A 26,221-nucleotide genomic window follows, 5' to 3' on the forward strand; every position below is an offset into this window, starting at 1 on the left:
TGCGCTCTGGGCGAACTCACGGACACGGCATCCCCTGAACGATATATCGTTATGTATCGTTCGGAAGACAAGGGAGGCTCTCATGAGCAATGGATACGGACAGGGATTCGGCGGCTTCGGCTTCGGGGGCAGAGGCGCCTCGGGCGGACAGGGCGGCTTCGGCGGTCAGGGTTTCGGGGGCCAGGGATTCGGAGGCCAGGGGCTCAACGACCTCTTCGATCAGCTCGGTCAGCTCGGGCAGCGCTTCGAGGAGAGCGTCGGCCAGAAGGTCGGCTCCCGCATGGGCCGCGGCGACGTGCGCGTCGCGATCATCGCCCTGCTCGACGAGCAGCCGATGCACGGCTACCAGATCATCCAGCAGATCGAGGAGCGCAGCCGCGGCGCGTGGAAGCCGAGCCCCGGCTCGGTCTACCCCACGCTGCAGCTGCTCACCGACGAGGGCATCGTCGAGGTCGAAGAGGGCGACGGGCGCAAGACCTACTCGCTCACCGAGGCGGGGCGCGCGGAGGCTGCCGACAAGCCGGCTCCGTGGCGCACCTCGGCGGCATCCGGCTCGGCGTCGGGCTCGCAGGACAAGGCCGACGGACCCGGGTTCGGGGCACTGCCCAAGGCGGGCGCGAACCTCGCGCAGGCGGCCATGCAGGTCGGTCGGATGGGATCGCCCGAGCAGGTGCAGCAGGCGATCGACATCATCGACGAGGCGCGGCGCAAGATCTACGCCATCCTCGCCGAGGGCTGACGCTCCGTGCCGAGGTCTGGGGTGCCGGCGTCGGGGGCGACCGCCCCCGGGCGCGCCCGGTACAACCGGATCATCCGGTTCGCCACCGGCGTCATGCTCCAGACGTGGTGGTTCGAGTTGCTGCTTCCGCGCATCGGGCTCGCCCGGTGGGCGGAGCGCGGCCGCTCGGCCCGCCTGCAGAAGATCGCGCGGCGCTTCCGCGTGCTCGCCGTCGAACTCGGCGGCCTCATGATCAAGGTCGGGCAGTTCATGTCCTCACGCCTCGACGTGCTGCCGCCCGAGGTCACGAGTGAACTCGAGCAGCTGCAGGACGAGGTGCCGCCAGTCGAATTCGACGAGATCCGCGCGCTCGCCGAGCGGGAACTCGGCGTGCCGCTTGCGCGTGCGTACGCGTGGGTCGACGAGACGCCGCTGGCTGCGGCATCCCTCGGTCAAGCGCACCGGACCCGCCTCGCCGCCGACGACGCCGCGATCGCCGGGTTCACCGACGTCGTCGTGAAGGTACAGCGCCCCGGCGTCGACGAGCTCGTCGAGATCGACCTCGCGGCGCTCCGGACGATCGGCGAGCGCCTCAGCCGCATCCGGTTCGTCGCCTCGCGGGTCGACGCGCCGGCGCTCGTCGAGGAGTTCGCCGTCACGAGCCGCGAAGAGGTCGACTACCTCCATGAAGGCGCGAACGCGGAGCGCTTCGCCGCGATGTACGCCGACGGCAGCCGCATCACGACCCCCGACGTCGCCTGGGAGCGGACGACGCGCCGCGTCCTCACCCTCTCGGACGTCACCGCCATCAAGATCGGCGATGTTGCGGCGTTGCGGGCTGCGGGCATCGATCCGCGTGCCGTCGCGCGCGCGTTCGCCGAGGCGATGTTCGATCAGCTGTTCGGCGGCGGGTTCTTCCACGCCGACCCGCACCCCGGGAACGTCTTCGTCACGCCCCACGCGGCGGATGCCGACGGGCGCGCGTGGTCGCTCACCTTCATCGATTTCGGGATGATGGGCGAGGTGCCGCCCGACCTCCGTTCGGGCCTGCGGCAGATCGTCATCGCCGTCTCCGCACGCGACGGGAAGGGGCTCGTCGACGGCATCCAGGAGATCGGCGTCCTCCTTCCGGGCGCCGACACGGCGGAGCTCGAGCGCGCGCTCACCGAGCTGTTCGCGCGGTTCGGCGGCATGGCGTTCGGCGACCTGCAGAACATCGACCCGCGCGAATACCGCGTGTTCGCCGACGAGTTCGGCGAGACCATCCGCGACCTCCCGGTGCAGCTGCCCGAGAACTTCCTCCTCATCACGCGGGCCGTCTCTCTCACGTCGGGAGTGTGCACGGCGCTCGACCCGGCGTTCAACGTGTGGGAGTCGGTCGAGCCTTTCGCGCAGAAGCTCCTGCGCGAAGAGAGCCGGAACGTCGTGGCGGATGCCGGACGCGGCGCCCTCTCGTACGCCCGGACGGTCGCGGCGCTGCCGACGCGGATCGACCACCTCATCGCCAAGATCGACCGCGGCGACCTCGCCGTCGAGACCCCGCAGATCGATCGGCGCCTGGAGAGCCTCGAGGGGATGCTCCGCCGCACGATCGCGACGGTCGCGTTCGCGGCGCTCCTCATCGCCGGCGCGCTGCTCTTCGCTTCGGCCCCGGCGCTCGCGGTCATCCTCATGATCGCGAGCGCCGTGCCGCTCGGCGCCGCGCTCTTCGGCGGCCGCCGCTCGCGCCGCCGGCGCCGTATCCCCCGCCGCTGACCGGGCGCCGCTGAGCAGCCGCACCCCCCGATGGGTGGGGTGCGGGCGTCAGCGGCCGAGCGCGGTGCGCAGCCCGTCGACGAACGGCGTCGTCGGGCGGCCGATGAGGCGGGCGAGGGTGCCGTCGGTGTCGGCGAGGACGCCGCCGCGGATGCCGTCGTCCATGCTCGCGACGAACTCCGCCGTCCCGGCGTCGAGACCGGCCCCGGCGAGCCCTGCGAGCAGGTCGTCGCGGGAGATCCGCACGTACGACACCTCACGCCCGAGGACCTCGCCTGCGGCCGCGGCGATGTCGTCGTACGAGACGGCGACGTCGCCGCCGAGCTCGTACACCTCGCCGATGTGGCCGTCGCCGAGGAGCACGACCGCCGCGGCATCCGCATAGTCCTTCCGTGCGGCGGCCGCGACGCGCGCATCGCCGACGGATGAGGTGATCACGCCGGACTGCTCCGCGCGCTGCACGTCGGCGGTGTAGTTCTCGATGTACCAGTCGTTCCGGAGGATGACCGCCGGCAGGCCGCTTTCGGCGATCGCCTCTTCGGTCGCCTTGTGCTCGGCGCCGAGCGGCCAGTCGAACGTCGTCGCCTTCGAGACGCTCGTGTAGACGAACTTCGAGACGCCGGCCGCAGCCGCCGCGTCGATGACGTTCTTGTGCCCCGCGTAGCGCTTGCCGGGCTCGGATGCCGAGATCAGCAGCACGCTGTCGACGCCGTCGAGCGCCGCCGCGATGGTCTCCGGGTCGTTGTAGTCGAGGGCGACCGTGCGGACGCCGCGCTCGGCGAGGTCGGCGAGCTTGTCGACGCTGCGTCCGCCCGCGACGATGTCGGATGCGGGGGCGCTGCGCTCGAGGAGGGCGTCGACGACGAGGTGTCCGAGGTGGCCCGAGGCTCCGGTGACGAGGATGGTCATGATGGTTCCTTCCGATCGGTGATCCGATGAAGGCAACCTCGGGCAGGGCGCGCGGCATTCCGGCCGCCGCACAGCTTCTGCGTCAGCGCGCGCTGGATGTCGAGCGGACGCCCCGTCAGCGCTCGGCGCGCGCGAGGTTCTCGCGCAGCTCGTCGGCATCCTGCCGCACGACGTACGCGGGGCGGTCGCGCTCCACCCGCCAGCTCTCGGCGACCGAGCCGATGTCGACGGTGTCGAATCCGAACTGATCGTAGACCTCGGCGGCGAGCGCCGCCGCGTCGGCGTGGTCGCTCGCGATCGCGAGGGCGCGACGCCCCGGCGTGCCGGCGGGGGAGCCGGTCGTGAGGATGTCGCCGGCCATGATGTGGTTGAACGCCTTCACCACGCGGCTCGTGCGCAGGTGCTCCTGCACGAGCCCCGTCGTCGTCGCCCGATTCTCGTCGAGCGCGGCGATGTGCCCATCGCGCTCCCAGTAGTAGTTGTTGGTGTCGAGCACGATCTTGCCGGCGAGGGGCTCGACCGGCACTTCCTCGAGCGCCTTCAGCGGCACGGTGACGATCGCCCAGTCGGCGGCGTCGGCCGCCTCGTGCGCGGTCGCGGCACGGACGTGATCGCCGAGGCGCGCGACGAGGTCCGCGAGCGTCTCCGGCCCGCGGGAGTTCGCGATCACGACGTCGTAGCCGCGGTCTGCGAGACCCTCCGCGAGGGTGCTGCCGATGTGTCCTGCTCCGATGATTCCCACAGTCGTCATGGGGTCTGCGAACGACGCCGAGGCGCAGGACATTCCCACCCGGCGCATTCCCGCCCGCCTCTTGCGCCGTGCCGATCGCGGGTGGCGACGCCTACGCTGGAAGGGTGACCGCCACCGCCGACATCGCCCCCGACAACCTCGCTCACGCCGACGACCTCGCCGACGTCGTCGCCGCTTCGCCGTCGAGCTTCCACGCGGCATCCACCGTCGCCGCGCGGTTGGCGGATGCCGGATTCACGCCGCTCGACGAGACCGAGCCCTGGTCGGTCACCCCCGGGGCGAAGCAGCTCGTCGTCCGCGACGGTGCGGTGATCGCGTGGATCGTGCCGACGTCGGCGACGGCCGAGACCGCCTTCCACATCTTCGGCGCGCACAGCGACTCGCCGGCGTTCAAGCTGAAGCCCAAGCCCACCACCGGGCGCCTCGGCTGGCTGCAGGCGGGCGTCGAGATCTACGGCGGGCCGCTCCTGAACTCCTGGCTCGACCGCGAGCTGCGCCTCGCCGGCCGCCTCGCGCTCGACGACGGCACCGAGGTGCTCGCGGCGACCGGCGCCCTCCTGCGGCTGCCGCAGCTCGCGATCCACCTCGACCGCGAGGCGAACGACCGTCTCGCTCTCGACAAGCAGGCGCAGACGCAGCCGGTGTGGGGTCTGGGCGACGCGGCATCCGCCGATCTCCTCGCCGAGGTGGCGGCCTCCGCCGGCGTGGATGCCGCCCGCATCCGCGGGTACGACCTCGTGACAGCCGATGCGGCGCGAGGCGTCGTGTTCGGCAAGGACGATGCGTTCTTCGCGTCGGGGCGCCTCGACGACCTCGCCTCGGTGCACGCCGGGCTCGTCGCCCTCGAAGCCGCCGGCACGGATGCCCCGCACATCGCGATGCTCGCCGTGTTCGACCACGAGGAGGTCGGGTCGGGCACCCGGTCGGGCGCGGCGGGGCCGTTCCTCTCCGATGTGGTGGAGCGCATCCAGCTCGGCCTCGGCGCCGATCGCGACCAGCAGCTGCGCGCGCTGGCGGCGTCGTGGTGCGTCTCGAGCGACGTGGGCCACTCGGTGCATCCGAACTACCCGCAGAAGCACGACCCCGTCGTCCGGCCGGTGCTCGGCTCGGGCCCCATCCTCAAGATCAACGCGAATCAGCGCTACGCGACGGATGCCGCCGGCGCCGCCGCCTGGCACGGCTGGTGCGACACCGCCGGCGTCGTGTCGCAGGAGTTCGTCTCGAACAACGCCGTGCCGTGCGGGTCGACGATCGGCCCCATCACCGCGACGCGGATCGGGATCCGGACCGTCGACGTCGGCATCCCGATCCTGTCGATGCACTCGGCGCGCGAGCTCGCCGGCACCGCCGACCTCGTCGCGCTGACGCGCGTCGCCGCGGCGTTCTTCGCCGACTGAGCCGTTCGCGGTCGCTGGGCGAGTCGCGACCCGCTCAGACCTCGGCGCGCTTGGGCAGCACCCACCCGGCCCGAGGGAAGTGGCACGTGTAGCCGTTCGGGATTCGCTGCAGGTAGTCCTGGTGCTCGGGCTCGGCCTCCCAGAAGGGGCCGGCGGGCTCGATCGTCGTGACGGCCGGGCCGGGCCACAGGCCCGAGGCATCCACATCGGCGATCGTGTCGCGCGCGACGCGCTCCTGCTCCTCGCTGAGCGGGAAGATCGCCGAACGGTAGCTCGTGCCGATGTCGTTGCCCTGGCGGTTCAGCGTCGACGGGTCGTGGATCTGGAAGAAGAACGCCAGGAGGTCGCGGTACGTCGTCTGGGTGGGGTCGAAGACGATCTCGACCGCCTCGGCGTGACCCGGGTGGTTCCGGTACGTCGCGTGCGCGTTGGTGCCTCCGGTATAGCCGACGCGCGTGTCGAGCACGCCCGGCTGGCGGCGGATGAGGTCCTCCATGCCCCAGAAGCATCCGCCGGCGAGGACCGCGGTCTCGGTCCCGGGGGTCTGCGTGATGGTGCCGTCGTCGCTCATGATGTCTCCTTCGTGTCGAACGGTGAAGCCGTCGTGCGGGCCGTGGGTACGCCCTCACACACACCCAACACCCGCACCCCCGATTCTGGTCCCTCGTGAACCTCACAGGACGCTGAGAGCCGGTCCGCGGTAGAATGGATGCCTCCGCAGCGCCCCTCCGCGACCCGCTCTTCGATGATCGCGGCGAGAACCACCGGCCCTGCGAGGTGCATCTACCGGCTCGATTCCCGAGATACGGCGGCACGTGAACAACGAGCCGAATCTCGGAGGAGTACGTGGACACCACCCGCACCGCCACCATCGACGTGCCGCCGCACGACACCCGCACCCGTGACGCGCGGCCCCGCCGGCGCACCCTGATCCAGCACACGGGCTGGGCATACTGGCCGATCGCCTTCATCGCGCGGCTGCCGTTCGCGATGATGACCGTCGGCGTCCTCATGCTCGTCGTCGCCGAGACGCGCTCCGTCGGCCTCGGCGGACTCACCTCCGCCGCCGTCGGGGTCGGTGTCGTCGTCGCGGGCCCGGTCATCGGCGACCTCGTCGACCGGCACGGACAGCGGCGCGTGCTCGTGCCGGTCGGTCTCGCCAACGGCATCCTCCTGGCCCTCTTCCCGCTGATCGTGATGGGAGGGATGCCGGAAGGTGCGGTCCTCGGCGCGGCCCTCGCCATCGGGCTGACCGCCCCGCAGGCCGCCGCGATGAGCCGCAGCCGGCTGCTCACGATCATCGGCTCGCGTCTTGATCCCGAGCGCCGCGGCGTCACGACGACCCGCATCATGTCGTACGAGTCGGCCGCCGACGAGACCGCGTTCGTCATCGGTCCGTTCCTCGTCGGCATCCTGGCCGCCGTCATCGCGCCGTGGGCGCCGATCGCCATCGCCGCGGTGCTCAGCTTCGGATTCGTGACGGCGTTCGCCCTGCACCCGACCGCGCGCGTGCGGCCGATCGTCGGCGATGCCGCCGCCGAGCGCGCCCCGATCCGCGCCGTCTTCTCGACGCGGATCCTCATTCTCGTTGGCGCGACGTTCGGCGTCGGCATGTTCTTCGGCGGCACGCTCACCTCGCTCACCGCGTTCGCGCAGGCGCAGGGTGACGAGGCGCGCGCCGGGCTCCTCTACGGACTCATGGGGATCGGGTCGGCCGTCCTCGCGCTCGGCGTCGTGCTGCTGCCGGCGCGCTTCGCGGCGCGGTGGCGGTGGATCCTCTTCTCGCTCGTGTTGACCCTCGCCGCCGTCGGATACACGAGTGCGCACGACTTCTCGTCGGTCATGGTGTGGTTGCTGGTCATGGGTCTCGGCGTCGGGCCGAACCTCGTGACGCTCTTCTCGCTCGCCGGCGAGCGCGCTCCCGCGGGCCGCGCCGCGACGACGATGACGCTCCTCGGGTCGGCGCTCACCCTCGCGCAGGCGCTGACGTCGGCCGTCGTCGGCTGGGTCGCCGAGGAGGTCTCGCTCGCCGCCGCGATGGCCGTGCCCGCCCTCGCCGGCGTCATCGTGCTGTGCCTCGGCATCCTGAACGCCGCCGCCTCGCGCCGCGCTCCCGCCGCCTCGGTCCCCCCTACCTCCCGCGAGACCGCGCAGATGTCACGATAAACGCGCGGGAAGCGTACATCTGCGCGGTCTCGCGGGCGGTGACGGCGCGGCAGCGCGCCGCGCGTCGCGCGCAGCGCGCCGCGCATCGGCGTCAGACGAAGCGCACCCAGTTCGCGCCGCGGCCGGTCTCGGCGCGCTGGAGCAGCGTCAGGCCCTCGTCGCCGACGGCGTAGAGGGAGACCGTCGTCGTCTTCTCGCCCGCCGCGACGAGGAAGCGTCCGTCGGCGCTCAGCGCGAACCCGCGCGGCTGCTGCTCGGTGACGGTGAAGACCTCGGCGTGTCGCAGTTCGCCGTCCGCGGCGATGTCGAGCGAGGCCAGAGTGGACTCCGTCCGCTCGGATGCCCAGAGCCGGTCGCCGGAACGGTGCAGGTCCGCGCCCCAGATGTAGTGGTGGGCGAGCGGATCGGCGCCGAACCGGCTGTGGCCGAGCCCGGCCGAGGTGTCGAACGCGGTCGCCGCGTCGAGATAGGTCAACGCACCCTCGATCGGGTCGCGCCGGTAGCGGAGCACCTCGCCCGAGAACTCGGTCAGCACGTACACGCAGCCGTGATCGTCGTCGATCACGAGGTGGCGCGGGCCGCTGCCCTGCGGCGCGGAGACGGTCGGCTCGGCAAGCGGGACCAGCTCGAGATCGTCGCCGAGCGTGTACTGCGCGACGAGGTCGGCGCCGAGCGAGACGAAGTACGCGAAGCGCCCGTCGGGGCTCGGGAGCACGGAGTGCAGGTTCGGGTACGAGATGCGTGAGACGGGTCCTCCGACCGAGCCGTCCGCGACGCGGCAGCTGATGCCGTACCCTCCGCCGTAGCTCGCACCCAGCAGCGCCGTGCCGCCGCGCGCGAGCGCGAGGTAGTTCATGCCTCCGGCGGGCAGATCGAGGCGCGACGACGGCGTCAGTTCGCCGCTCTCGCGGTCGAGCGAGAGCGTCACGATGCCCGCCGGCTCACCCTTCACGGCGGCGTAGACGAGGTTCCGCTCGGCATCCACCGCGAACGTCGAGCACCCCGTCAGCCCGTCGGTCACCGCGATCCGCTCCAGCCCGGAGCCGTCGAATCGGAAGGTCGAGATCGACCCGTCGCCGGCGTTGGCCACGAGCACGAGGGAGGAGGCGGGAGAGGCGGTCATTCCTCCAGCGTAGGCCGGGGAGCCGTGGGCGGGGGAGGATGGGGGCATGCCTCGGGAATCGACCGCCACCGGCTCCACCCGTTCCGCCCCGATCCCGATCGTGTCCGTCGCGATCGTGGTCGACGCGCTCCTCGTCGTCGCGTTCGCGGCGACGGGCCGGGCGAGCCACGATTCCGACGTCCTGTCGGGGCTCGCGGGGACGGCGTGGCCATTCCTCACGGGGCTCGCCGTCGGCTGGCTCATGACGCGTGCCTGGCGCGCCCCGCTCGCCCCCGTCCGGTCGGGGATCCCGATCTGGCTGTGGACGCTCGTGATCGGCATGCTGCTGCGCGCGGCGTCGGGGCAGGGCACGGCGCTGCCGTTCGTGCTGGTCGCTGCGGGCGTGCTCTTCGCCCTTCTCGTCGGCTGGCGGGCGATCGTCGCGCTCGTCCGCACGCTGCGGGGGCGCCGGGCCGGGACCTCCCCACGTGCCCGCCCGCAGCCGTAGGCTCGGGGAAACGAAAGGGGACCCCCATGGCCCGCATCCTGATCATCGGAGGACACGGCAAGGTGGCCCTGCTCCTCGAGCCGCTCCTGGTCGCCGCGGGGCACGAGGTCTCCGCCGTCATCCGGAGGCCCGAGCAGGCCGCCGAGGTCGCCGACACCGGTGCGACCCCGCTCGTCGCCGACATCACGGCCGGCGATGTCGAAGCGCTCGCCGAGCTGTTCGACGGGCAGGAGGTCATCGTGTGGTCGGCGGGCGCGGGCGGCGGAAGCGCCGAGCGCACGTACGCCGTCGACCGCGATGCCGCGATCCGGTCGATGGATGCCGCGGCCGCCGCCGGTGCGCGCCGGTACGTCATGGTCTCGTACTTCGGCGCCGGGCCCGATCACGGCGTCGACCCGAGCGACGCGTTCTACGCGTACGCCGAGGCGAAGACCGCCGCCGATGCGCACCTGCGCGAGACCGCGCTCGACTGGACGATCCTCCAGCCCTCCTCCCTCACCCTCGATCCGCCGACCGGCCTCATCAACGTCGACGACGAGCGCGGCTCGCACGTGCCGCGCGCCGACGTGGCGGCCGTCATCGCGGCATCCATCGCCGAACCGACGACCATCGGCAAGACGATCCGGTTCAACACCGGCGACCTCCCGATCGCGCAGGCGCTGAGAGCCGCAGGTGGAGCCGACGGTGGGGCCGCGAGCGGGGCGGAGCGCGCGTGACCGGCACCACCTGGGTGCTCGTCGACGGCGAGAACATCGACGCGACGCTCGGCAGCTCGATCCTCGGGCGCCGCCCGCAGCCCGATGAGCGCCCCCGCTGGGACCGTGTGCTCTCGTTCATCGCGGGCCGCTGGAACCAGGACGCGCAGGGGCTCTTCTTCCTGAACGCGTCGACGAACCTGCCGATGCCGTTCATCCAGGCGCTTCTCGCCCTCGGCTACCAGCCGATCCCGCTGTCGGGCGAGACCGACGAGAAGGTCGTCGACATCGCGATCCAGCGGACGCTCCGTGCGCTCCGCGACCGCGGCGGCGACGTCGTGCTCGTGAGCCACGACGGCGACTTCGTCGATGACGTCGGAGCACTCCTCGACGGGCGACGCGTCGGAGTCATGGGGTTCGCCGAGTTTCGCAACGCGGCGTTCTCGGAGCTTCCCGGCATCCAGTTCTTCGATCTGGAGTACGACGTGCACGCGTTCGATACGCCGCTGCCGCGCGTGCGGGTCATCCCGATCGACGAGTTCGACCCGACGCAGTTCCTGCGCTGACGGGCCTGCCGTGCCCGGGGACCGGACGACGCCGTCGACGTCGCTGCAGCGGACGTACCGGTACCTGCGGCTCGCGATCGCGGGGGCGGTCGTCGTCGTCTTCACGGCGGTCGGGGTCGCGATGCCCGCGGTGGGAATCCTGCCGTCGCTCAGCCACTACTACTACACGTCGGCGAACACGATGTTCGTCGGGGCGCTGCTGACGGTGTCGGTGTGCTTCTTCGCGCTGTCGGGTCGCGGTGTGGAGCGAGCGTTGCTGGATGCCGCGGCGGTCGTCGCCCCGCTCGTCGCGATCGTGCCGACGGTCATCGCGCCGGGCTCGGTGCCCGGCATCTCGGAAGGGTGCCCGGACGGGGCCGAGGTGTGCATCCCCGTCGCGTTCGACGCGGGCGTCGACAACGGCGTCGTGACCTACCTCGTCGTGGCGTCGGTCGTCGTCGTGATCGCTCTCGCGCTCCTCGCCGCGGGGGAGGTGGAGCGGGCGGGGACGGCGCTGTCGCTCGGCGTCGCGGTCGTCGTGCTCGCGGCGGTGTGGCTGACATGGTGGCTCGCTCGTGACGCGTTCCTCCGCTGGGCGCACGTCGCGGCGGCGGTCGGGTTCTTCGCGCTCATCGGCGCGGTTGCGGTCGTCAACGCGATCGCGCCCGAGGTGCGCTCGGGCCCGCCGTGGCTGCGCGCGTCGTACGTCGCGATCGCCGTGGCGCTCGCGCTCGTCGTCGTCGGGATGCCGCTGTACGGCAGCCTGCACGTCCGCGCCCCGGGTGGCGACGTCTACGGGGTGTTCGTCGGCGAGGTGCTCGCGCTGCTCCTCTTTGCGGCATTCTGGGTGCTGCAGTCGGTGCAGTACTGGCGGGCCGACGACCCCGCGATCATCGCGCGGGGCTGAGTCGCGCGCTGACGAGCGGCTCTCCCGGCCGCCCCGCGAGCGCAGCGAGTCGACACGCCCGACGGAACCGTGACCCCGGTGCATCGCCACCGTCGGCGGGGTAGTCTCGCCCGATGGCGAAGACGATCATCATCACGGGCGCGAGCGACGGCATCGGGGCGGCCGCGGCACGGCAGCTGCACGCGGCGGGGGAGCGGGTGGTGGTCGTCGGGCGCAACCCCGACAAGACCGCCGTCGCCGCCGAACCCCTCGGCCTCGACTGGCACCTCGCCGACTACACCCATCTCGATCAGGTGCGCGAGCTCGCCGCAACGCTCCTCGACCGATACGAACGGATCGATGTGCTGGCCAACAACGCCGGCGGCATCTTCGGCGAACGCGAGGTCACGGCCGACGGCTTCGAGAAGACCTTCCAGGTGAACCACCTCGGCGGATTCCTCCTGACGAACCTCCTCCGCGAGAGGTTGATCGCGAGCGAGGCATCCGTCATCCAGACCTCCTCCATCGCGGCACAGCGCTTCTCGAAGTTCGACATCGACGATCTGCAGGGCGAGCGGCACTTCTCGGCCTCGAACGCTTACGGCAACGCGAAGCTCGAGAACATCCTCTTCACGAAGGAGCTCGCCCGCCGCTACGACGGCGACGGTCTCTCCGCCGTCGCGTTCCACCCCGGCGCGATCGCGTCGAGCTTCGCGTCTGGCTCGAGCGGCGCGTGGCACTGGCTGTACACGAATCCGCTGGCCTCGAAGCTCCTCACGAGCGTCGAGGTGGGCGGCGCGCGCCTCGGCTGGCTCGCGCTCGGCACGCCCGGCGTCGACTGGCAGCAGGGCGGCTACTACGCGCGGAACCGCCCGGCCCGCACGAGCCCTCTCGCCGCCGACCCGCTCCTCGCCCGGCGGCTGTGGGAGCGCAGCGCCGAGATGGTCGGGCTCTCGGACTGAGGCCCGCGAGGGCGGGGATGAGCGGGGAGCGGCTCGCATAATGTGCATGCATAATGCATGCATCGGCGTTAGGATGCCGGGATGGCGGTGACGATCACAGTACGCAACGTGCCCGACGACGTGCGGGACGAACTCGCAGCACGCGCCGCGCGGTCAGGCCGGTCACTGCAGGAGTACCTCTCGGCAGAGCTGCACCGGCTCGCCACGACCCCCAGCGCGGCCGAGGCGATCGCGCGTGCCCGGCTCAACGCGCAGTCGTACCCCTCGATCCCGATGATCGACATCGTGGATGCCGCGCGTGTCGACCGGCCCTGAACCGGCCGAACTCGTCGTCGTCGACGCGTCGATCGTCGTGGCGCTCGTCGCGACGCGCGCCGGTGATACGCGAGCGCTCGCCGAGCGACTCGACGGGTGCCTCCTGCACGCGCCCACGCACCTCGCGGTCGAGGTCGACAGCGCGCTGCGCGGGCTCGAGCGCGGGAGACGCCTCACTCAGGCTCAGGCGGAGGCCGCGCGCGCCCAGGCCGCAGGGCTGCCGATCGACCTGTGGTCGTGGTCGCTCGTCGCGGACCGGGCGTGGGACCTGCGCCACGTCTTGACGTCCTACGACGCGGGATACGTGGCGCTCGCCGAGCGCCTGGGCGCCACGCTCCTCACCGGCGACGCGCGTCTCGCGCGGTCCGGCGTCGTCCGGTGCCCTATCGAGGTCGCGCCGCAGTAGCTCGGGCCGGCGCGGTCGCCGCCGCGGCGAGGATCCCGCGCACCACGGCATCCGTCGCCTCGGGGGCGACGTGCAGGTTGAGCGCGGGCTCCGCGAGCTCGACTTCGAGCAGGCACAGTCCGTGCACGGCGGAATCGATCGTGTCGACGCGGGCGTAGAGGGGCATGTCGCCACCCGTCACCTCGCGGACGGCGCGCAGCACGTCCGACGCGAACGCGCGCTCGACGGCGGACGCCGTGACCGGATCGGGATTCTCGATGTAGACCCCGCCGCGGAAGCCCCCGCCGTGGGCGAGGAGCGCGCCCTTCGCGATCGCGTGCGTGAAGGCTCCGTCGATCGCGTAGAGCGCCTTCTCGTGGCCCGCCGACAGCTCGGCGATCTCCGGCTGGACCATCGCGACGCCGCCGCTGTCGACGATCCGCGCCGCGAGGGCGAGCGCCGCCGGGTCGTCGGCGTCGAAGAGGCCCGTGTCGCGGGCTCCCGCGGAGACGGCGGGCTTCACGACGACGCGCTCGTGGCGCGAGATCGCGCGGGCGGCGGCATCCTGCGTCGTCGCATAGTCCGTCGGGACGATGCGGATGCCGGCGGATTCGAGCTCGGCGAGGTAGTGCTTGTCGAGGTTCCAGCGCATGGTCGCGGGGTCGTTCACGACGCGGGTCGCCGCCTCGGCGCGGCCGAGCCACGCGTGGAACTCGTCGGTGCGTTCCGGATAGTCCCACGGCGAGCGGAGGACAAGGAGATCGAACGCCGCGAGATCGACGTCCGCGTCGTGCCAGACGACGGCCTCGGCGTCCGCGCCGGCACCGCGGAGCGCGTCGACGAGGATCGGGGTGTCGTGGTCGGGGTCGTCGTCGGCGTAGACGTCGGTCACGACGATGCCGATGCGCGGCGGGGCTGCGGTGGTCACGGCATCCACGCTACCGAGCACCACCGACACGGGCCGCCGCGGCCGCGTGGTGACCCACCCCATCCGGCTTGACACGGCGCAAGACGGGCGGCGAAGGTGAGGGGACAGGTCGACACGCGAGGAGGACGGATGCCGCAGGAGAGTCTCCCGAGGTCGACGCAGCGGCGCGGTCGGGTGACCCGCACACCGTGAGCGGCGCCCGCGAAGAACTCGCCGCGCTCGCCGCCTCGCCCGACCCGTGGGACGAGCGGCTCCGCGCCCTCCCGGTCGGTGAGGATCCGCGCGCGGCGGCGGTGCTCATGCTGTTCGGGACGCTCGACCGCGTGCCGAGCGAGCGTGAGGCGCAGGATGCCGCGGTCTCCCGCGACCTCGACGTGCTGCTCCTCGCCCGGGCCACGACCCTCCGCGCGCACCCCGGGCAGATCGCCTTCCCCGGCGGACGGCTCGACCCGGGCGACGACGGTCCTGTCGACGCAGCCCTCCGCGAGGCGGTGGAGGAGACGGGGCTCGACCCGCGCGGCGTCGAGGTGCTCGGCGCCCTGCCCGACGTTCCGCTCGAGCGCTCGGGCCACCTCGTGACCCCGGTGCTCGCGTGGTGGCGGCATCCCTCGCCCGTCCGGGTCGTCGACGTCGCCGAGTCGGCCGAGGTGTTCCGCGTGCCGGTCGCCGATCTCCTCGACCCGCGTCATCGCGGCGTGACCGTGATCCGCGACCGCGGGCGCGAGTTCCGTGGCCCCGCGTTCGAGATCGGCGACCGCCTGCTGTGGGGGTTCACCGCGATTCTCCTCGACGGCCTGTTCACGCGTCTCGGCTGGACCGAGCCGTGGGACGACACCCGCGAGCTCGCCCTCGCCTGGCAGCCCCGCTGACTGCGCCGGGGGATGCCAGGGGAGGAGGTGACGACGACGGCGCCCGCACGGGCGCGCACGCGGCCGATGATAGGATCGTCGGCGGAAGTGTGTCCGAGCGGCCTAAGGAGCATGGCTGGAATCCATGTAGGCGGGGTAACTCGCCTCGCAGGTTCAAATCCTGTCACTTCCGCCACGAAGGGCCCCCGCTGCGGCGGGGGCCCTTTTCGTTTTCGTCGGCGCAGATCGCGGTCTCGACCGGGATAGTCGGCGCATATCGCGGCATCCCATCACGGACACGACGATTCGCGCCGACATTCCCCTGCCGCCTTCGACCGCTTCTCGCACTCAGGTTTCTCCCGCAGGTTTTCTCCCGCGCCGGGAATGGTGCCCGCGCATCGCGGGTTGTCATTCCCCGTCACATGCGCCTGGCGCGCGTGTGACGCGACGTAGCGTCGAAGGACGCCCGCCCCCGCGGGTGGCCCCCATCGCGGCATCCGCCGCACGCCCCACCACCGGCACGGCCCTCACCGCCGCCGCACAGGAGACACCCCCTCATGAGTTCCACCCCCACCGCCGCGCCCGCGCGCGGACCGAAGAGCACGACAGCGAAGAGTGCGACGCCGAAGAAGAAGCCGTTCTACCGGTCGTTCGGGTTCCAGATCACGGTCGCGCTCATCGCCGGCATCCTGCTCGGTATCCTCGCGCTGAACCTCGGACCGGATGCCGAGGGCAACCCGAACGGTCTCACCGCGACGCTGAGCACCATCGGCAACGGCTACGTCACGCTGCTGAAGGCCGCGGTCGTGCCGCTCATCTTCCTCGCGATCGTCGCGAGCATCACGCAGCTGCGGAACGTCACCAACGCTGCCCGTCTCGCCGGTCAGACACTCCTGTGGTTCGGGATCACGGCGCTCATCGCGGTGACGATCGGCATCGCGCTCGGCGTCACGATCCAGCCCGGCAACCGCGTCGGGCAGGGCGAGCTCGCCCCGGACGACCCGTACGCCGTCGGCACCTGGTGGAACTTCCTCAAGGGCCTCATCCCGCAGAACTTCCTCGGTCTCACCGTGTCCAGCTCGCAGGATGCCGCGACCGGCGCGATCTCCTCGACGGTCGGGTTCAACATCCTGCAGGTCATCGTCGTCTCGGTGGCCGTCGGCATCGCGGCGCTCAAGCTCGGCCGCCGCGCCGAGCCGTTCGTCGCGTTCACGCAGTCGAGCCTCAAGATCGTCCAGCGCGTGCTGTGGTGGATCATCCGCATCGCCCCGATCGGGACGCTGGGCCTCATCGGCGCGGCGATCGTGAACTACGGCACCGACAAGCTGCTGACCCTCATTTGGTTCGCCGTCGCCGTGTACATCGGCCTCGCGCTCGTGATCTTCGTCGTCTACCCCACGCTCGTGAAGGTGCACGGCCTCTCGATCCGCCAGTACTTCTCGGGCGTGTGGCCCGCGGTGCAGCTCGCGTTCGTCTCGCGCTCGTCGATCGGCACGCTCCCCCTCACCCAGCGCGTCACGGAGCGGAACCTCGGCGTGCCGCGCGAGTACGCCTCGTTCGCCGTGCCGCTCGGTGCGACGACGAAGATGGACGGCTGCGCCGCGATCTACCCCGCGATCGCCGCGATCTTCGTCGCGCAGTTCTATGGCGTCGAGCTGAACATCGTGTCGTACCTGCTGATCGCGCTCGTCTCGGTCGTCGGCTCGGCCGCGACCGCCGGCACCACCGGCGCGGTCGTCATGCTGACGCTCACCCTCTCGACCCTCGGCTTGCCCCTTGAGGGCGTGGGCCTGCTCCTCGCGATCGACCCGATCCTCGACATGGGCCGCACGGCGGTCAACGTCGCGGGCCAGGCGCTCGTGCCCGCGATCGTCGCGAAGCGCGAAGGAATCCTGAACCTGGACCTCTACAACGCGCCGCGCGACGGCGAGCCGTTCGCCGACGACTCCGGCGACGACGAGGCCGAGGTGCTCGCGACGGTCCCGGTGGCGGAGCGCGCAGAGATCCGCGCGGAGATCGCGGCCGCGGCCCAGGATGCCGTGGACGACGGCATCCGCACGGAGTCCGTCCGCCCCTGACCGGGGGCGGTCTGTCTTTCCTCTCGCGACGGCGGGGGTGTCCCTCCGGGGTCGCCCCCGCCGTCGGCGTTCCCCTGTTCGCCGGCCGCGCCGCAGCGATTGTCGGCGGACCTCGTCGTCACCTCAGGAGACGGGGGCGCAAACTGCGGCATCCCGGGGGTGGATGCCGCCGTTCGCGCCCACTATTCGCCGCCCGGCGCCGCACCACCCGCAACCCCCGCACCCCCACTCCCGGAGCTCAGGCCGTCGCGTCGCGGTCGGCGAGCGCCGACCCGGGCCGCACCACGAGCGACCGGGGCGCGAGGCGCGCGCGCACGCGCCCCGCGGTGTCGAGCTGGGCGAACATCGCCCGGCGGATCGTCTCGGCGTCCGCGATCGCCTGAGCGGCGCGCGCCCGGGCGCCCTCGTCCGTGCGCCGCGTCTCACCCGCCGCGCGGGCGTAGTTGACGTGCTCCATGGCAGCGACCAGGCGCGACGTCTCGGCGGCGGGCGCCCCCCACTGCCCGGTGAGCAGAGCGCCGAAGACACGGGGCGACGCCGCGGCACCCACCGGAGCGCCGAGGTCGATCGCGGCGTCCTGCACGATCCGCCACGCCGCCCCGACCGTGCCGCGCCGCCGCAGCACACGGCGCCGCGCGAGGCCTACGAGCCCGGGAACGCTCACGATCAGCACGATCGCGGCGGCGAGCGCGAGCTGCGGGCGCGGGTCGACGCGCTGGGCTGTCGCGCCCGCGGCGTCGTTCGGGCGGTCTTCGGGTGCGTCGGCGGGCCGCGACGCCTCCGACGTCGGCACGGGCGCCGTGGGGGTCGGGGTCGCCGCCTCGCCCGGGGCGTCCTCCGACGCGGTCGCGGCGCTCGAGAACCGCGTCGCGAAGCCGAGGCTCTTCGTCGGCTCGAACGCGACCCAGCCGATCCCGGCGAAGTTCACCTCGGGCCAGGCGTGCAGCTGAGAGGTCGTCACCTGGGCGACCTGCTGCCCGTCGACCGTGTCGCCGGTGCGCTCGCCGGGGAGGAAGCCGACGACGATGCGCGAGGGCATCCCGAGGGTCCGCGCCATGAGGGCGAACGCGCCGGCGTAGTGGATGCAGTACCCCTCCTTCTCCTGGAGGAACGCGGCGACGGCATCCACGCCGGTGTCGTCGAATCCCTCCTCGACGGGGGCGGTGAGCGAGTACGTGAACTCCGACCCGCGGAACCAGCTCTGCAGCGCGATGAGCTTGTCGTAGTCGGTCGCGGCGTCGGCGGTCACCTCGCGCGCGAGGTCGCCGATGATCGCGGGGGTCCCCTCCGGCACGGCGTACACGTCGATCCGGTCTTCGTCGATCGTCGCCGACGACGCGCGGATCTGCTCCAGCGTGGGCTGGGCGACCTGCGCGGTGACGGCGTACTCCTGCCCTTCCGAGCTGGTGTTCGCGCTGAGGATCGTGCGGCTGTACGGCACCGACCGCCACATCCCCTCGAGCCCGTCGACCGCGACGGCAGGGTACGGGATCGGCAGGTACATCGAGGAGAGCTGCGACACCGCGACCGTCGTCCGGTACTCCTCGAGACGGATGCCGTCGCCCACCGCGACCGGCTCGAGCGTGGAGTCATCGAGGGGCACCGACCGCATCCGGTCCGGCATCCACACCTCTCCGTCGAACATCGACAGCGTCGTGACGCGCAGGTAGGGCAGCTGGGGCGCATCGCTGCGCATGGTGAGGACGGGCAGGTCCTCGCGCCGGCGCAGGTCGTTTCCGAGGTCGAGGGAGGGGTCGATGCGCGCGGCGACGCCGGGGCCGATCGCCGCGACGGTGGGAGCGGGCAGGGTCGGGGCGATCACGAGCGCTCCGACGATCGCGACCGCCCCGATAGCGGTCGCGACCGCGCCGACGCCCGCCCTGCCCGGTCCGGCGGTGGGAGTCTCGCGCGTGCGGTTCTCGGCACGGATGAGGAAGAGGAGGGATGCCGCGAGCAGCGCGAACAGAGCGACGTCGACGCCGGCGGGGACGGAGATCGCGGGGATCAGCCAGACGGCGATGAGGGCTGCGCCCGCAAGGAGCGGCATCCGCGCCGTCAGGACGACGTGGTCGAGGGCGACGGCGAGAAGGCCCACACCCGCGACGATGACGAAGGAGATGGCGTCCGTCGCCGCGATCGGTGCGATGCCCTGGAGGATTTCGTCCGAGGCCGTCTGCACGGCGAGCGGCACCTGCGCGAGGACGCCGCCGGTGGGAAGGAATCCGAAGAGCGCCTGGCCGGAGAAGAAGCCCACTGTCACGCCGATCGCCCAGACGGCCACCTGCACGAGGGTCACCGCGACCGCCGGCATCCGTCGCCGCCGCAGGACGAAGCCCACGGCGAGGGTCACCGCGGTGAGGGCGGCGACGCCGGGAATCCACGCGCCCGGCTCGACGACGCGCAGCAGCGGGGGGAGCGTGACCATGATCGCGAGCCACAGCGCGAACGTCAGGCGGGCCTCGCCGCGGGCGCGACCGACCGCGGCGGACGGAGGCGTCGACCGAGGCGTCGAGCGAGGCGTCGACCGAGGCGTCGACTCAGGCTTCGACACGGTGGGCCCCCCGATCCACGAGCACGCTCCACACGGCGCCCGAATCGTCCTCGCCGCTCAGGGCGACAGCGCGCCACCCCGCGCCCGTCAGTCGCTCGAGTGACCGGTGCTCCGGGGCGAGCGCGATGAGGAGGGGCAGGGCGCTGTGGTGCGCGAGCGGCGCCAGCACCGCCGCGTCGGCGTCGCCCAGGGCGCCGGTGATCACGACGACCGGACCGGCAGACACCCCCGCGAACAGCGCGACGAGCGCGTTCGGCGCCGCGTCGCCGTGGGCCGTGACGGTCGCGAGGTCGATGGCGAGCTGCTCCACGGCGACGGCGTCGCCGCCGGCGATCGGGTCGGCGAGAGGCATCCCGTCGCCGCTGCGCACCGTGACGACGTAACCCTCCTGGACGAGACGCGCCGCCGCCGAGACGCACAGCGACACGGCCGTCTCGAAGTCGGGGTCCGCGCCGGGGCTCCGCGACGCGTCGTCGTCCCAGCGGGCGCGGGCGGTGTCGAGGATCACCGTCGCCTCGGGGGTCGTCTCCTGCTCTTCCTGCCGCACCATGAGCTGGTCCCGGTGCGCGCTCGCCCGCCAGTGGATGCGGCGCATGGAGTCGCCGGGCACGTAGACGCGGGGGATGAGATTGTCGGATCCCTGGCCGAGCTGGTCGGTCGCCGTGTGCATCGAGCCGCCCGCCTCGCCCGGCTGTTCGACGAGGGGCCCGAGGTCGATGATCTGGGGGGTGATCGTGAGCGGGAGGGGGCGTCCGATCGTGTGCCGACGCCGGGCGAAGCCGAACGGGTCGGACGCGACGACCGACAGTGGCCCGATCAGGCGGACACCGCGCCGCTCTGCCGTCACCGTGTAACCGAGCTCGACCGCCTCGCCGCCCGAGCGCATGCTCGACCCTGTCGCCGGGAACACCCCGAACGCGTCCCCGCTCACCCCGTCGGGCACGGCGTCGTGCCACCGACCCTGCGCGGCGGGGATCGGTGAGCGCGTCTTCACGCGCAGCCGCACATCGACCTCGCTGCCGGCCGACGCGACGTCGGGGTGGAAGGCGCGCGCGACGGTCTCCGTGCGCCGCGCGAGCGCGAGCGCGATGAGGCTCGCGGCGACCGCCGAGAGCAGCAGCACGCCGATGAAGATCAGCTCGATGATGCGGAACGCGTGCGCCGCGACGAAGCACCCGATCGCGAGCGCGACCGCCCCCGTTCCTCGGGGGGTCAGCGGCCAGCGGGACATCGTCGTTCTCTCAGCGGGTCGCGAGGGGAACCCGCACCGAGCCGACGATACTCCGCAGCACCGTCGAGATCGCGTCGGCGCTCGAGCGCGCGCGGGTGGTGGCGGCGCTGCGCGCGGCGATCAGGCGGTGCGCGAAGACCGGTTCGACGAGAGTGGCGACGTCGTCGGGGATGACGAACTCGCGCCCGTCGAGGGCGGCCCACACCTTCGCGGCGCGGATGAGCTGGAGGGTCGCGCGCGGGCTCGCGCCCAGGCGCAGGTCGGGATGTTCGCGCGTGGCACGGGCGAGCGCGACGGTGTACTCCTCGACGGCGGGGGAGACGTGGACGCCCCGAGCCCAGGCGATCAGGCCGCGCACGCCGTCGGCGTCGATCACGGGGGCGAGCGCGTCGAGCGGGTTGACCACGTCGCGCTGGCGCAGCATGAGCGCTTCGTTCTGGGCATCCGGGTAGCCCATGGAGATGCGGATCATGAAACGGTCGCGCTGCGCCTCGGGAAGCGCATAGGTGCCCTCCATCTCGAGGGGGTTCTGCGTCGCGACGACGAGGAAGGGGTCCTCCAGCAGGTGCGACGTGCCGTCGACGGTCACCTGGCGCTCCTCCATCGCCTCGAGAAGCGCCGACTGGGTCTTGGGGGAGGAGCGGTTGATCTCGTCGGCGATGACGATGTGCGCGAAGATCGCGCCGGGTTTGAACTCGAACTCGCGGTCGACCGGGTTGTAGACGCTCATCCCTGTGACGTCGCCCGGCAGCAGGTCGGGCGTGAACTGGATGCGGCGGACGGTCGCATGGACGGATGCCGCGAGCGCCCGCGCCAGCATCGTCTTTCCGACCCCGGGGACGTCCTCGATGAGCAGGTGCCCCTCGGCGAGGAGGCACACGAGGGCTGCGCGGACGGCCGCGGGCTTTCCGTCGATCACCCGCGCGACCGACGCGATCACGGCGTCGGTGGAGCGGGCGAACTCTTCGGCGGTGGTCGGCTCCGGCATGCGGGGGTCGTCTCCCGAGGTAGAGGGCGATGCCGCGTCGTCGCGGCGCTGGTGCGTCGATGCTAACCCCGGGCGGCACGGGGCGGCTCGGATGTCGGGTAAACTCCTAGAAGCTCTCCGCGAGGCGGCATCCAGGCCAACTCCCCCAGGACGGAAACGTAGCAAGGGTAACCAGGCTCTGCCGGGTTCGCGGAGAGTCTTACTTTTCTCCGGGTCCTTCCCCGGAGTGCTTCCCCGGAGTCCTTCCTGGAGCGGCCCCGCGTCGGCCGCGATTACTCCCGGTGCATGCCTGGCCGCACCGCGCACCGCGCCCGTAGGCTGGCGGGGTGGCACGCAGCATCTACATCACCTCGACCGAGGGCTTGTCGGGCAAGTCCACCATCGTGCTGGGCGTCATCGACGCCCTGACCCGCTCGATCCCGCGGGTCGGCGTCTTCCGCTCCATCGCGCGCTCGACCGACGAGCGCGACTACGTCCTCGAGATGCTCCTCGACCACGTCGGCGTCGACCTGACATACGAGGAGTGCGTCGGCGTCACATACGACGAGGTGCGGCGCGATGCGGATGCCGCGATGTCGAAGATCGTGGAGCGGTTCAAAGCCGTCGAGGCCAAGTGCGACGCGGTCGTCATCGTCGGCAGCGACTTCACCGACGTCGGCACGACGAGCGAGCTCGGCTACAACGCCAGGATCGCCGCGAACCTCGGCGCCCCCGTCCTCGTCGTCCTGAACGGCCGCGCGGGGGAGGGCGACCGGCTGGGCGTGAGCGTCGCGCGGACCCCCGAGCAGCTCGGCCAGGTGATGGAGCTCGCCCTCACCGACATCACCGGCCAGCGCGCGGAGCTGTTCGCGGTCATCACGAACCGCGCCGACCCCGAGCGCCTTGACGAGATCAACGCGGCGGTCGGCGAGGTCGTCGCCACGGCCCCCGCCGTCGACGGCACGCGCGAGGCCCCCGTCGGGGTCTGGGCGATCCCCGAGGACGTCTTCCTCATGGCGCCGTCGGTGCGCGACCTCATGCTGAGCCTCGACGGCCGGCTGCTGCGGGGGGACGAGAGCCTCCTGAACCGCGAGGTCCTCGACGTCGTCGTCGCGGGGATGTCGCTCAACAACATCCTCCCGCGCCTGGCCGAGGGAGCGATCGTGATCGTCCCCGCCGACCGCACCGAAGTGCTGCTGGGCCTCCTCCTCGCCAACTCCTCGGGCACGTTCCCGTCGATCTCGGGCATCATCCTCAACGGACCCTTCCCGCTGCCGTCGGTCGTCGAGACGCTCATGGTCGGGCTCGACTCGCCGCTGCCGATCGTGCAGACCGATCTCGACACGTACGACACCGCGGTACGCGTGATGGGCACCCGCGGCCGCCTCACCGCCTCGTCGCAGCGCCGTCAGGACACGGCGGTCACCCTCTTCGAGCAGAACGTCGACACCGACGAGCTCACGCGCTCGCTGGGCCTCGCCCACTCGGCCGTCGTGACGCCGCTGATGTTCGAGTATCAGCTGCTCGAGCGTGCCCGCACGTCGCGCAAGCGCATCGTCCTGCCCGAAGGGAACGACGACCGCGTGCTGAAGGCGGCGGCCACCGTCCTCGCCCGCGGCATCGCCGACCTCACGATCCTCGGCGAGGAGAGCGAGGTGCGCGGCCGCGCCGTCGAACTGGGCCTCGATCTGTCCGCCGCGACAGTCATGAGCCCCTTCGACCCGAAGACGGTCGACCGGTTCGCGCGCGAGTACGCCGAGCTCCGCAAGCACAAGGGCGTCACGTACGAGAAGGCCGCCGACACCGTGACCGACGTGTCGTACTTCGGCACGATGATGGTGCACCTGGGCCTCGCCGACGGCATGGTCTCGGGCGCCGCGCACACGACGGCCCACACGATCCGTCCGGCGTTCGAGATCATCAAGACCCGTCCGGGCGTCTCCGTCGTCTCGAGCGTCTTCCTCATGGCGCTCGCCGACCGCGTGCTCGTCTACGGCGACTGCGCCGTCATCCCCGACCCGACCGCGGGCCAGCTCTCCGACATCGCGATCTCGTCCGCAGCGACGGCGCAGCAGTTCGGCATCCAGCCCCGCATCGCGATGCTGTCGTACTCGACGGGCGAGTCGGGCACCGGCGAAGACGTCGACAAGGTGCGCGAGGCGACGGCGCTCGTGCGCGAGCGGGCGCCGGAGCTCCTCGTCGAGGGACCGATCCAGTACGACGCGGCGGCGGATGCCGCGGTCGCGCGCACCAAGATGCCCGATTCCCAGGTCGCGGGCCGCGCGACGGTCTTCGTCTTCCCCGACCTCAACACCGGCAACAACACCTACAAGGCGGTGCAGCGCTCCGCGGGGGCGATCGCGATGGGGCCGGTCCTCCAGGGCCTCAACAAGCCCATCAACGACCTGTCGCGCGGCGCGCTCGTCGACGACATCGTCAACACGATCGCGATCACTGCGATCCAAGCGCAGTCGACGGGAACCGAGGGAGCCTCCGCATGAGCGTCGTCCTGGTCATCAACAGCGGCTCTTCGTCATTCAAGTACCAGCTGATCGAGGTGGAGACCGCCGAGGCCCTGGCCTCCGGTCTCGTCGAGCGCATCGGCGAGCCGATCGGCGCCTCGAAGCACAAGACGGCGGAGGGCTCCTTCACGGCCGAGGTCCCGATCCCCGACCACACGGCGGGATTCCAGGTGATGCTCGACGCGTTCGCCGAGCACGGGCCGTCGCTCGAGGCCCTCGCCCCCGTCGCGGTCGGCCACCGCGTCGTCCAGGGCGGCGCGCGCTTCTTCGAGCCGACGCTCATCACGCCGCTCGTCGAGATCAACATCGACGAGCTGTCGCTGCTCGCGCCGCTCCACAACCCCGGCGCGCTGCAGGGCATCAAGGCGGCGCGGGCGGCCTTCCCCGACGTGCCGCACGTCGCCGTGTTCGACAGCGCGTTCCACCAGAGCATGCCCCCCGCGGCATACACCTACGCGATCGATCGCGACGTCGCCGAGAAGCACCGCATCCGCCGCTACGGCTTCCACGGAACGAGCCACAAGTACGTCAGCGAAGAGGCCGCACGCTTCCTCGGACGTCCGCTCGCCGGGCTCAGACAGATCGTGCTGCACCTCGGCAACGGCGCGTCGGCGACCGCGATCGACGGCGGCAGATCCGTCGACACCTCGATGGGCCTGACCCCGCTCCAGGGCCTCGTCATGGGAACGCGCTCGGGCGATCTCGATCCGTCGGTGCTCCTCGTCCTCGCGCAGCGCGAGGGATGGTCGCCCGTGGAGCTCGACCGGTTCCTCAACACGCGCAGCGGCATGCTCGGTCTCGCGGGGGCGAGCGACATGCGCGACGTCGAGGAGCGCCACGAGGCGGGGGATGCCGACGCCACGCTCGCCTTCGACGTGTACATCCACCGGCTGCGGGCGTACATCGGCGCGTACCTGGCACAGCTGGGCGGCGTCGACGTGATCTCGTTCACGGCGGGCGTCGGCGAGAACTCGCCGCTCGTGCGCCGGGCGGCCACCGAGACGCTCGGGTTCGCCGGCATCCACCTCGACCCCGCTCGGAACGAGGCCCGCGAGCGCGGCACGCGCGTCATCTCGACGGATGACTCGCCCGTGACGGTCCTCGTCGTCCCGACGAACGAAGAGCTCGAGATCGCCCGCCAGACCCTCGAGGTGGCGCGCACGCAGTGACGGGGGCGCGCACGCCGTGACGCGGGCGTGCACGCCGTGACGGGGGCCGGGCGATACACGCCGGACACACCTCGCGACTACGCTTGCAGGGTGACCGCTGAGCTTCCCGACCTCACGACCTACGACGGTGTGCTCTTCGACCTCGACGGAGTGCTGACGCCGACCGCCGAGGTGCACATGCACGCCTGGCGGACGATGTTCACCGAACTGTTCGCACAGTGGGACATCCCCCCGCCCTACACCGACGACGACTACTACCGGTACCTCGACGGCAAACAGCGCTACGAGGGCGTCGCGAGCCTCCTGCGCTCGCGCGACGTCGAGGTACCGTGGGGTGATCCGTCCGATCCGCCGACTGCCGACACGGTATGCGGCATCGGCAACCGCAAGAACGAGGTGTTCTCGTCTGTCCTGCGGACCGAGGGCATCGCCCCGTACCCGGGCTCCCTCGCGCTCATCCAGCAGCTGCACGGCGCCGGCACCCCGATCGGCGTCGTCTCGAGCTCCAAGAACGCCGAAGAGGTGCTGACCGCCGCCGGCATCCGCGCCTACTTCCCCGTCGTCATGGACGGCGTCGTCGCCGCCCGCGAGCAGCTCCGCTCCAAGCCCGCGCCGGACATGTTCCTCGAGGGTGCCCGCATGCTGGGCGTCGACCCGACCCGCGGTGCGGCATTCGAAGACGCCCACTCCGGTGTCGCCTCGGCGGCCGCGGCGGGCTACGCGCTCGTCGTCGGCGTCGACCGCGGCGCCGGCGCGCAGGCCCTCCTCGATCTCGGCGCGAACATCGTCGTCAACGACCTCGGCGCGTTCGTCGCATGATCCGGGCACTGACC

Annotated in this window: 24 protein-coding genes, 1 tRNA gene and 1 other RNA gene; 18 read left to right on the plus strand and 8 right to left on the minus strand. The window is 71.9% G+C overall.

Annotated elements, in window-relative coordinates; genetic code table 11:
• Nucleotides 1–82 precede the first annotated feature (82 nt).
• Nucleotides 83–739, plus strand: coding sequence for a PadR family transcriptional regulator (locus tag ACRVYW_RS07285; protein ID WP_431803139.1), 657 nt, complete (start codon nucleotides 83–85; stop codon nucleotides 737–739).
• 93 nt (nucleotides 740–832) lie between these two features.
• The gene (locus ACRVYW_RS07290) at nucleotides 833–2,473 is read left to right on the plus strand and encodes an ABC1 kinase family protein (protein WP_431803337.1); all 1,641 of its coding nucleotides are present in this window, start codon (nucleotides 833–835) and stop codon (nucleotides 2,471–2,473) included.
• Between the two features lie 48 nt (nucleotides 2,474–2,521).
• Here ACRVYW_RS07290 and ACRVYW_RS07295 read toward each other — a convergent pair whose 3' ends face one another.
• Together ACRVYW_RS07295 and ACRVYW_RS07300 are read right to left on the minus strand one after the other, a co-directional pair.
• The gene (locus ACRVYW_RS07295) at nucleotides 2,522–3,382 is read right to left on the minus strand and encodes an SDR family oxidoreductase (RefSeq protein WP_431803141.1); all 861 of its coding nucleotides are present in this window, start codon (nucleotides 3,380–3,382) and stop codon (nucleotides 2,522–2,524) included.
• A 115-nt stretch (nucleotides 3,383–3,497) separates the two neighbouring features.
• Nucleotides 3,498–4,166 carry an NADPH-dependent F420 reductase gene (locus ACRVYW_RS07300; RefSeq protein ID WP_431803339.1) on the minus strand — a complete coding sequence of 223 codons (669 nt, stop codon included), beginning with the start codon at nucleotides 4,164–4,166 and terminating at the stop codon, nucleotides 3,498–3,500.
• A 71-nt stretch (nucleotides 4,167–4,237) separates the two neighbouring features.
• Between ACRVYW_RS07300 and ACRVYW_RS07305 the strand changes: the two genes are divergently transcribed.
• The gene (locus tag ACRVYW_RS07305; RefSeq protein WP_431803143.1) at nucleotides 4,238–5,530 is read left to right on the plus strand and encodes a M18 family aminopeptidase; all 1,293 of its coding nucleotides are present in this window, start codon (nucleotides 4,238–4,240) and stop codon (nucleotides 5,528–5,530) included.
• Nucleotides 5,531–5,564: 34 nt separating this feature from the next.
• Here ACRVYW_RS07305 and msrA read toward each other — a convergent pair whose 3' ends face one another.
• A complete protein-coding gene (gene msrA, locus ACRVYW_RS07310; RefSeq protein WP_431803145.1) occupies nucleotides 5,565–6,101 on the minus strand; it encodes a peptide-methionine (S)-S-oxide reductase MsrA in 537 nt (178 codons plus the stop codon).
• Between the two features lie 275 nt (nucleotides 6,102–6,376).
• Here msrA and ACRVYW_RS07315 point away from each other — a divergent pair, with 275 nt between their 5' ends.
• Complete coding sequence (locus ACRVYW_RS07315; protein WP_431803147.1) at nucleotides 6,377–7,696, plus strand: MFS transporter; 1,320 nt, start codon at nucleotides 6,377–6,379, stop codon at nucleotides 7,694–7,696.
• A gap of 91 nt (nucleotides 7,697–7,787) precedes the next feature.
• Here ACRVYW_RS07315 and ACRVYW_RS07320 read toward each other — a convergent pair whose 3' ends face one another.
• On the minus strand, nucleotides 7,788–8,819 hold the full coding sequence (locus ACRVYW_RS07320) for a lactonase family protein (RefSeq protein ID WP_431803149.1): 1,032 nt from the start codon (nucleotides 8,817–8,819) through the stop codon (nucleotides 7,788–7,790).
• Between the two features lie 46 nt (nucleotides 8,820–8,865).
• Between ACRVYW_RS07320 and ACRVYW_RS07325 the strand changes: the two genes are divergently transcribed.
• From ACRVYW_RS07325 to ACRVYW_RS07355, 7 genes are all read left to right on the plus strand, one after another.
• Complete coding sequence (locus tag ACRVYW_RS07325) at nucleotides 8,866–9,306, plus strand: DUF3054 domain-containing protein (RefSeq protein ID WP_431803151.1); 441 nt, start codon at nucleotides 8,866–8,868, stop codon at nucleotides 9,304–9,306.
• A gap of 26 nt (nucleotides 9,307–9,332) precedes the next feature.
• Nucleotides 9,333–10,022, plus strand: a complete 690-nt coding sequence (locus tag ACRVYW_RS07330) for an SDR family oxidoreductase (protein ID WP_431803153.1) — start codon at nucleotides 9,333–9,335, stop codon at nucleotides 10,020–10,022.
• Nucleotides 10,019–10,567: an NYN domain-containing protein gene (locus ACRVYW_RS07335; protein WP_431803155.1), complete on the plus strand. Its 549-nt coding sequence runs from the start codon at nucleotides 10,019–10,021 to the stop codon at nucleotides 10,565–10,567. Before ACRVYW_RS07330 ends, ACRVYW_RS07335 begins: the two co-directional genes overlap by 4 nt.
• 10 nt (nucleotides 10,568–10,577) lie before the next feature.
• Nucleotides 10,578–11,453 (plus strand): hypothetical protein, encoded by an 876-nt coding sequence (locus ACRVYW_RS07340; RefSeq protein WP_431803157.1) that lies wholly within the window; start codon nucleotides 10,578–10,580, stop codon nucleotides 11,451–11,453.
• A 113-nt stretch (nucleotides 11,454–11,566) separates the two neighbouring features.
• Nucleotides 11,567–12,394, plus strand: coding sequence for an SDR family NAD(P)-dependent oxidoreductase (locus ACRVYW_RS07345; protein ID WP_431803159.1), 828 nt, complete (start codon nucleotides 11,567–11,569; stop codon nucleotides 12,392–12,394).
• 81 nt (nucleotides 12,395–12,475) lie between these two features.
• Nucleotides 12,476–12,709 carry a FitA-like ribbon-helix-helix domain-containing protein gene (locus ACRVYW_RS07350; RefSeq protein WP_431803161.1) on the plus strand — a complete coding sequence of 78 codons (234 nt, stop codon included), beginning with the start codon at nucleotides 12,476–12,478 and terminating at the stop codon, nucleotides 12,707–12,709.
• Nucleotides 12,693–13,115, plus strand: coding sequence for a type II toxin-antitoxin system VapC family toxin (locus ACRVYW_RS07355; protein ID WP_431803163.1), 423 nt, complete (start codon nucleotides 12,693–12,695; stop codon nucleotides 13,113–13,115). Before ACRVYW_RS07350 ends, ACRVYW_RS07355 begins: the two co-directional genes overlap by 17 nt.
• On the opposite strand, the gene ACRVYW_RS07360 is transcribed toward ACRVYW_RS07355, so the two are convergent.
• The gene (locus tag ACRVYW_RS07360; protein ID WP_431803165.1) at nucleotides 13,093–14,022 is read right to left on the minus strand and encodes an ATP-grasp domain-containing protein; all 930 of its coding nucleotides are present in this window, start codon (nucleotides 14,020–14,022) and stop codon (nucleotides 13,093–13,095) included. The genes ACRVYW_RS07355 and ACRVYW_RS07360 overlap by 23 nt on opposite strands.
• A gap of 188 nt (nucleotides 14,023–14,210) precedes the next feature.
• On the opposite strand from ACRVYW_RS07360, the gene ACRVYW_RS07365 reads away from it, so the two are divergent.
• The 3 genes from ACRVYW_RS07365 (at nucleotide 14,211) to ACRVYW_RS07375 (ending at nucleotide 16,948) form a co-directional block, all read left to right on the plus strand.
• Nucleotides 14,211–14,891, plus strand: a complete 681-nt coding sequence (locus ACRVYW_RS07365) for an NUDIX hydrolase (RefSeq protein WP_431803167.1) — start codon at nucleotides 14,211–14,213, stop codon at nucleotides 14,889–14,891.
• 83 nt (nucleotides 14,892–14,974) lie between these two features.
• Nucleotides 14,975–15,066 (plus strand) — tRNA-Ser (locus tag ACRVYW_RS07370).
• A 361-nt stretch (nucleotides 15,067–15,427) separates the two neighbouring features.
• Nucleotides 15,428–16,948 carry a dicarboxylate/amino acid:cation symporter gene (locus ACRVYW_RS07375; RefSeq protein ID WP_431803169.1) on the plus strand — a complete coding sequence of 507 codons (1,521 nt, stop codon included), beginning with the start codon at nucleotides 15,428–15,430 and terminating at the stop codon, nucleotides 16,946–16,948.
• A gap of 238 nt (nucleotides 16,949–17,186) precedes the next feature.
• On the opposite strand, the gene ACRVYW_RS07380 is transcribed toward ACRVYW_RS07375, so the two are convergent.
• The 3 genes from ACRVYW_RS07380 to ACRVYW_RS07390 are packed head-to-tail and all read right to left on the minus strand — an operon-like array spanning nucleotide 17,187 to nucleotide 21,718.
• Nucleotides 17,187–19,499, minus strand: a complete 2,313-nt coding sequence (locus ACRVYW_RS07380) for a transglutaminaseTgpA domain-containing protein (protein WP_431803171.1) — start codon at nucleotides 19,497–19,499, stop codon at nucleotides 17,187–17,189.
• Nucleotides 19,486–20,730, minus strand: coding sequence for a DUF58 domain-containing protein (locus ACRVYW_RS07385; RefSeq protein ID WP_431803173.1), 1,245 nt, complete (start codon nucleotides 20,728–20,730; stop codon nucleotides 19,486–19,488). The genes ACRVYW_RS07380 and ACRVYW_RS07385 overlap by 14 nt, the downstream gene beginning before the upstream one ends.
• Nucleotides 20,731–20,740: 10 nt before the next feature.
• Entirely contained in the window at nucleotides 20,741–21,718 is a 978-nt protein-coding gene (locus ACRVYW_RS07390; RefSeq protein WP_431803175.1) for an AAA family ATPase, read from the minus strand.
• Between the two features lie 108 nt (nucleotides 21,719–21,826).
• Here ACRVYW_RS07390 and ffs point away from each other — a divergent pair.
• From ffs to ACRVYW_RS07410, 4 genes are all read left to right on the plus strand, one after another.
• An RNA gene (ffs, locus tag ACRVYW_RS07395) (signal recognition particle sRNA small type) lies at nucleotides 21,827–21,923 on the plus strand.
• A gap of 121 nt (nucleotides 21,924–22,044) precedes the next feature.
• Complete coding sequence (pta, locus tag ACRVYW_RS07400; RefSeq protein WP_431803177.1) at nucleotides 22,045–24,198, plus strand: phosphate acetyltransferase; 2,154 nt, start codon at nucleotides 22,045–22,047, stop codon at nucleotides 24,196–24,198.
• Nucleotides 24,195–25,388 carry an acetate/propionate family kinase gene (locus ACRVYW_RS07405; protein ID WP_431803179.1) on the plus strand — a complete coding sequence of 398 codons (1,194 nt, stop codon included), beginning with the start codon at nucleotides 24,195–24,197 and terminating at the stop codon, nucleotides 25,386–25,388. The genes pta and ACRVYW_RS07405 overlap by 4 nt, the downstream gene beginning before the upstream one ends.
• A 90-nt stretch (nucleotides 25,389–25,478) precedes the next feature.
• Nucleotides 25,479–26,207 carry an HAD family hydrolase gene (locus ACRVYW_RS07410; RefSeq protein ID WP_431803182.1) on the plus strand — a complete coding sequence of 243 codons (729 nt, stop codon included), beginning with the start codon at nucleotides 25,479–25,481 and terminating at the stop codon, nucleotides 26,205–26,207.
• Nucleotides 26,208–26,221 lie beyond the last annotated feature (14 nt).

Source organism: Microbacterium sp. bgisy203 (assembly GCF_965345155.1).
Lineage (GTDB): Bacteria > Actinomycetota > Actinomycetes > Actinomycetales > Microbacteriaceae > Microbacterium.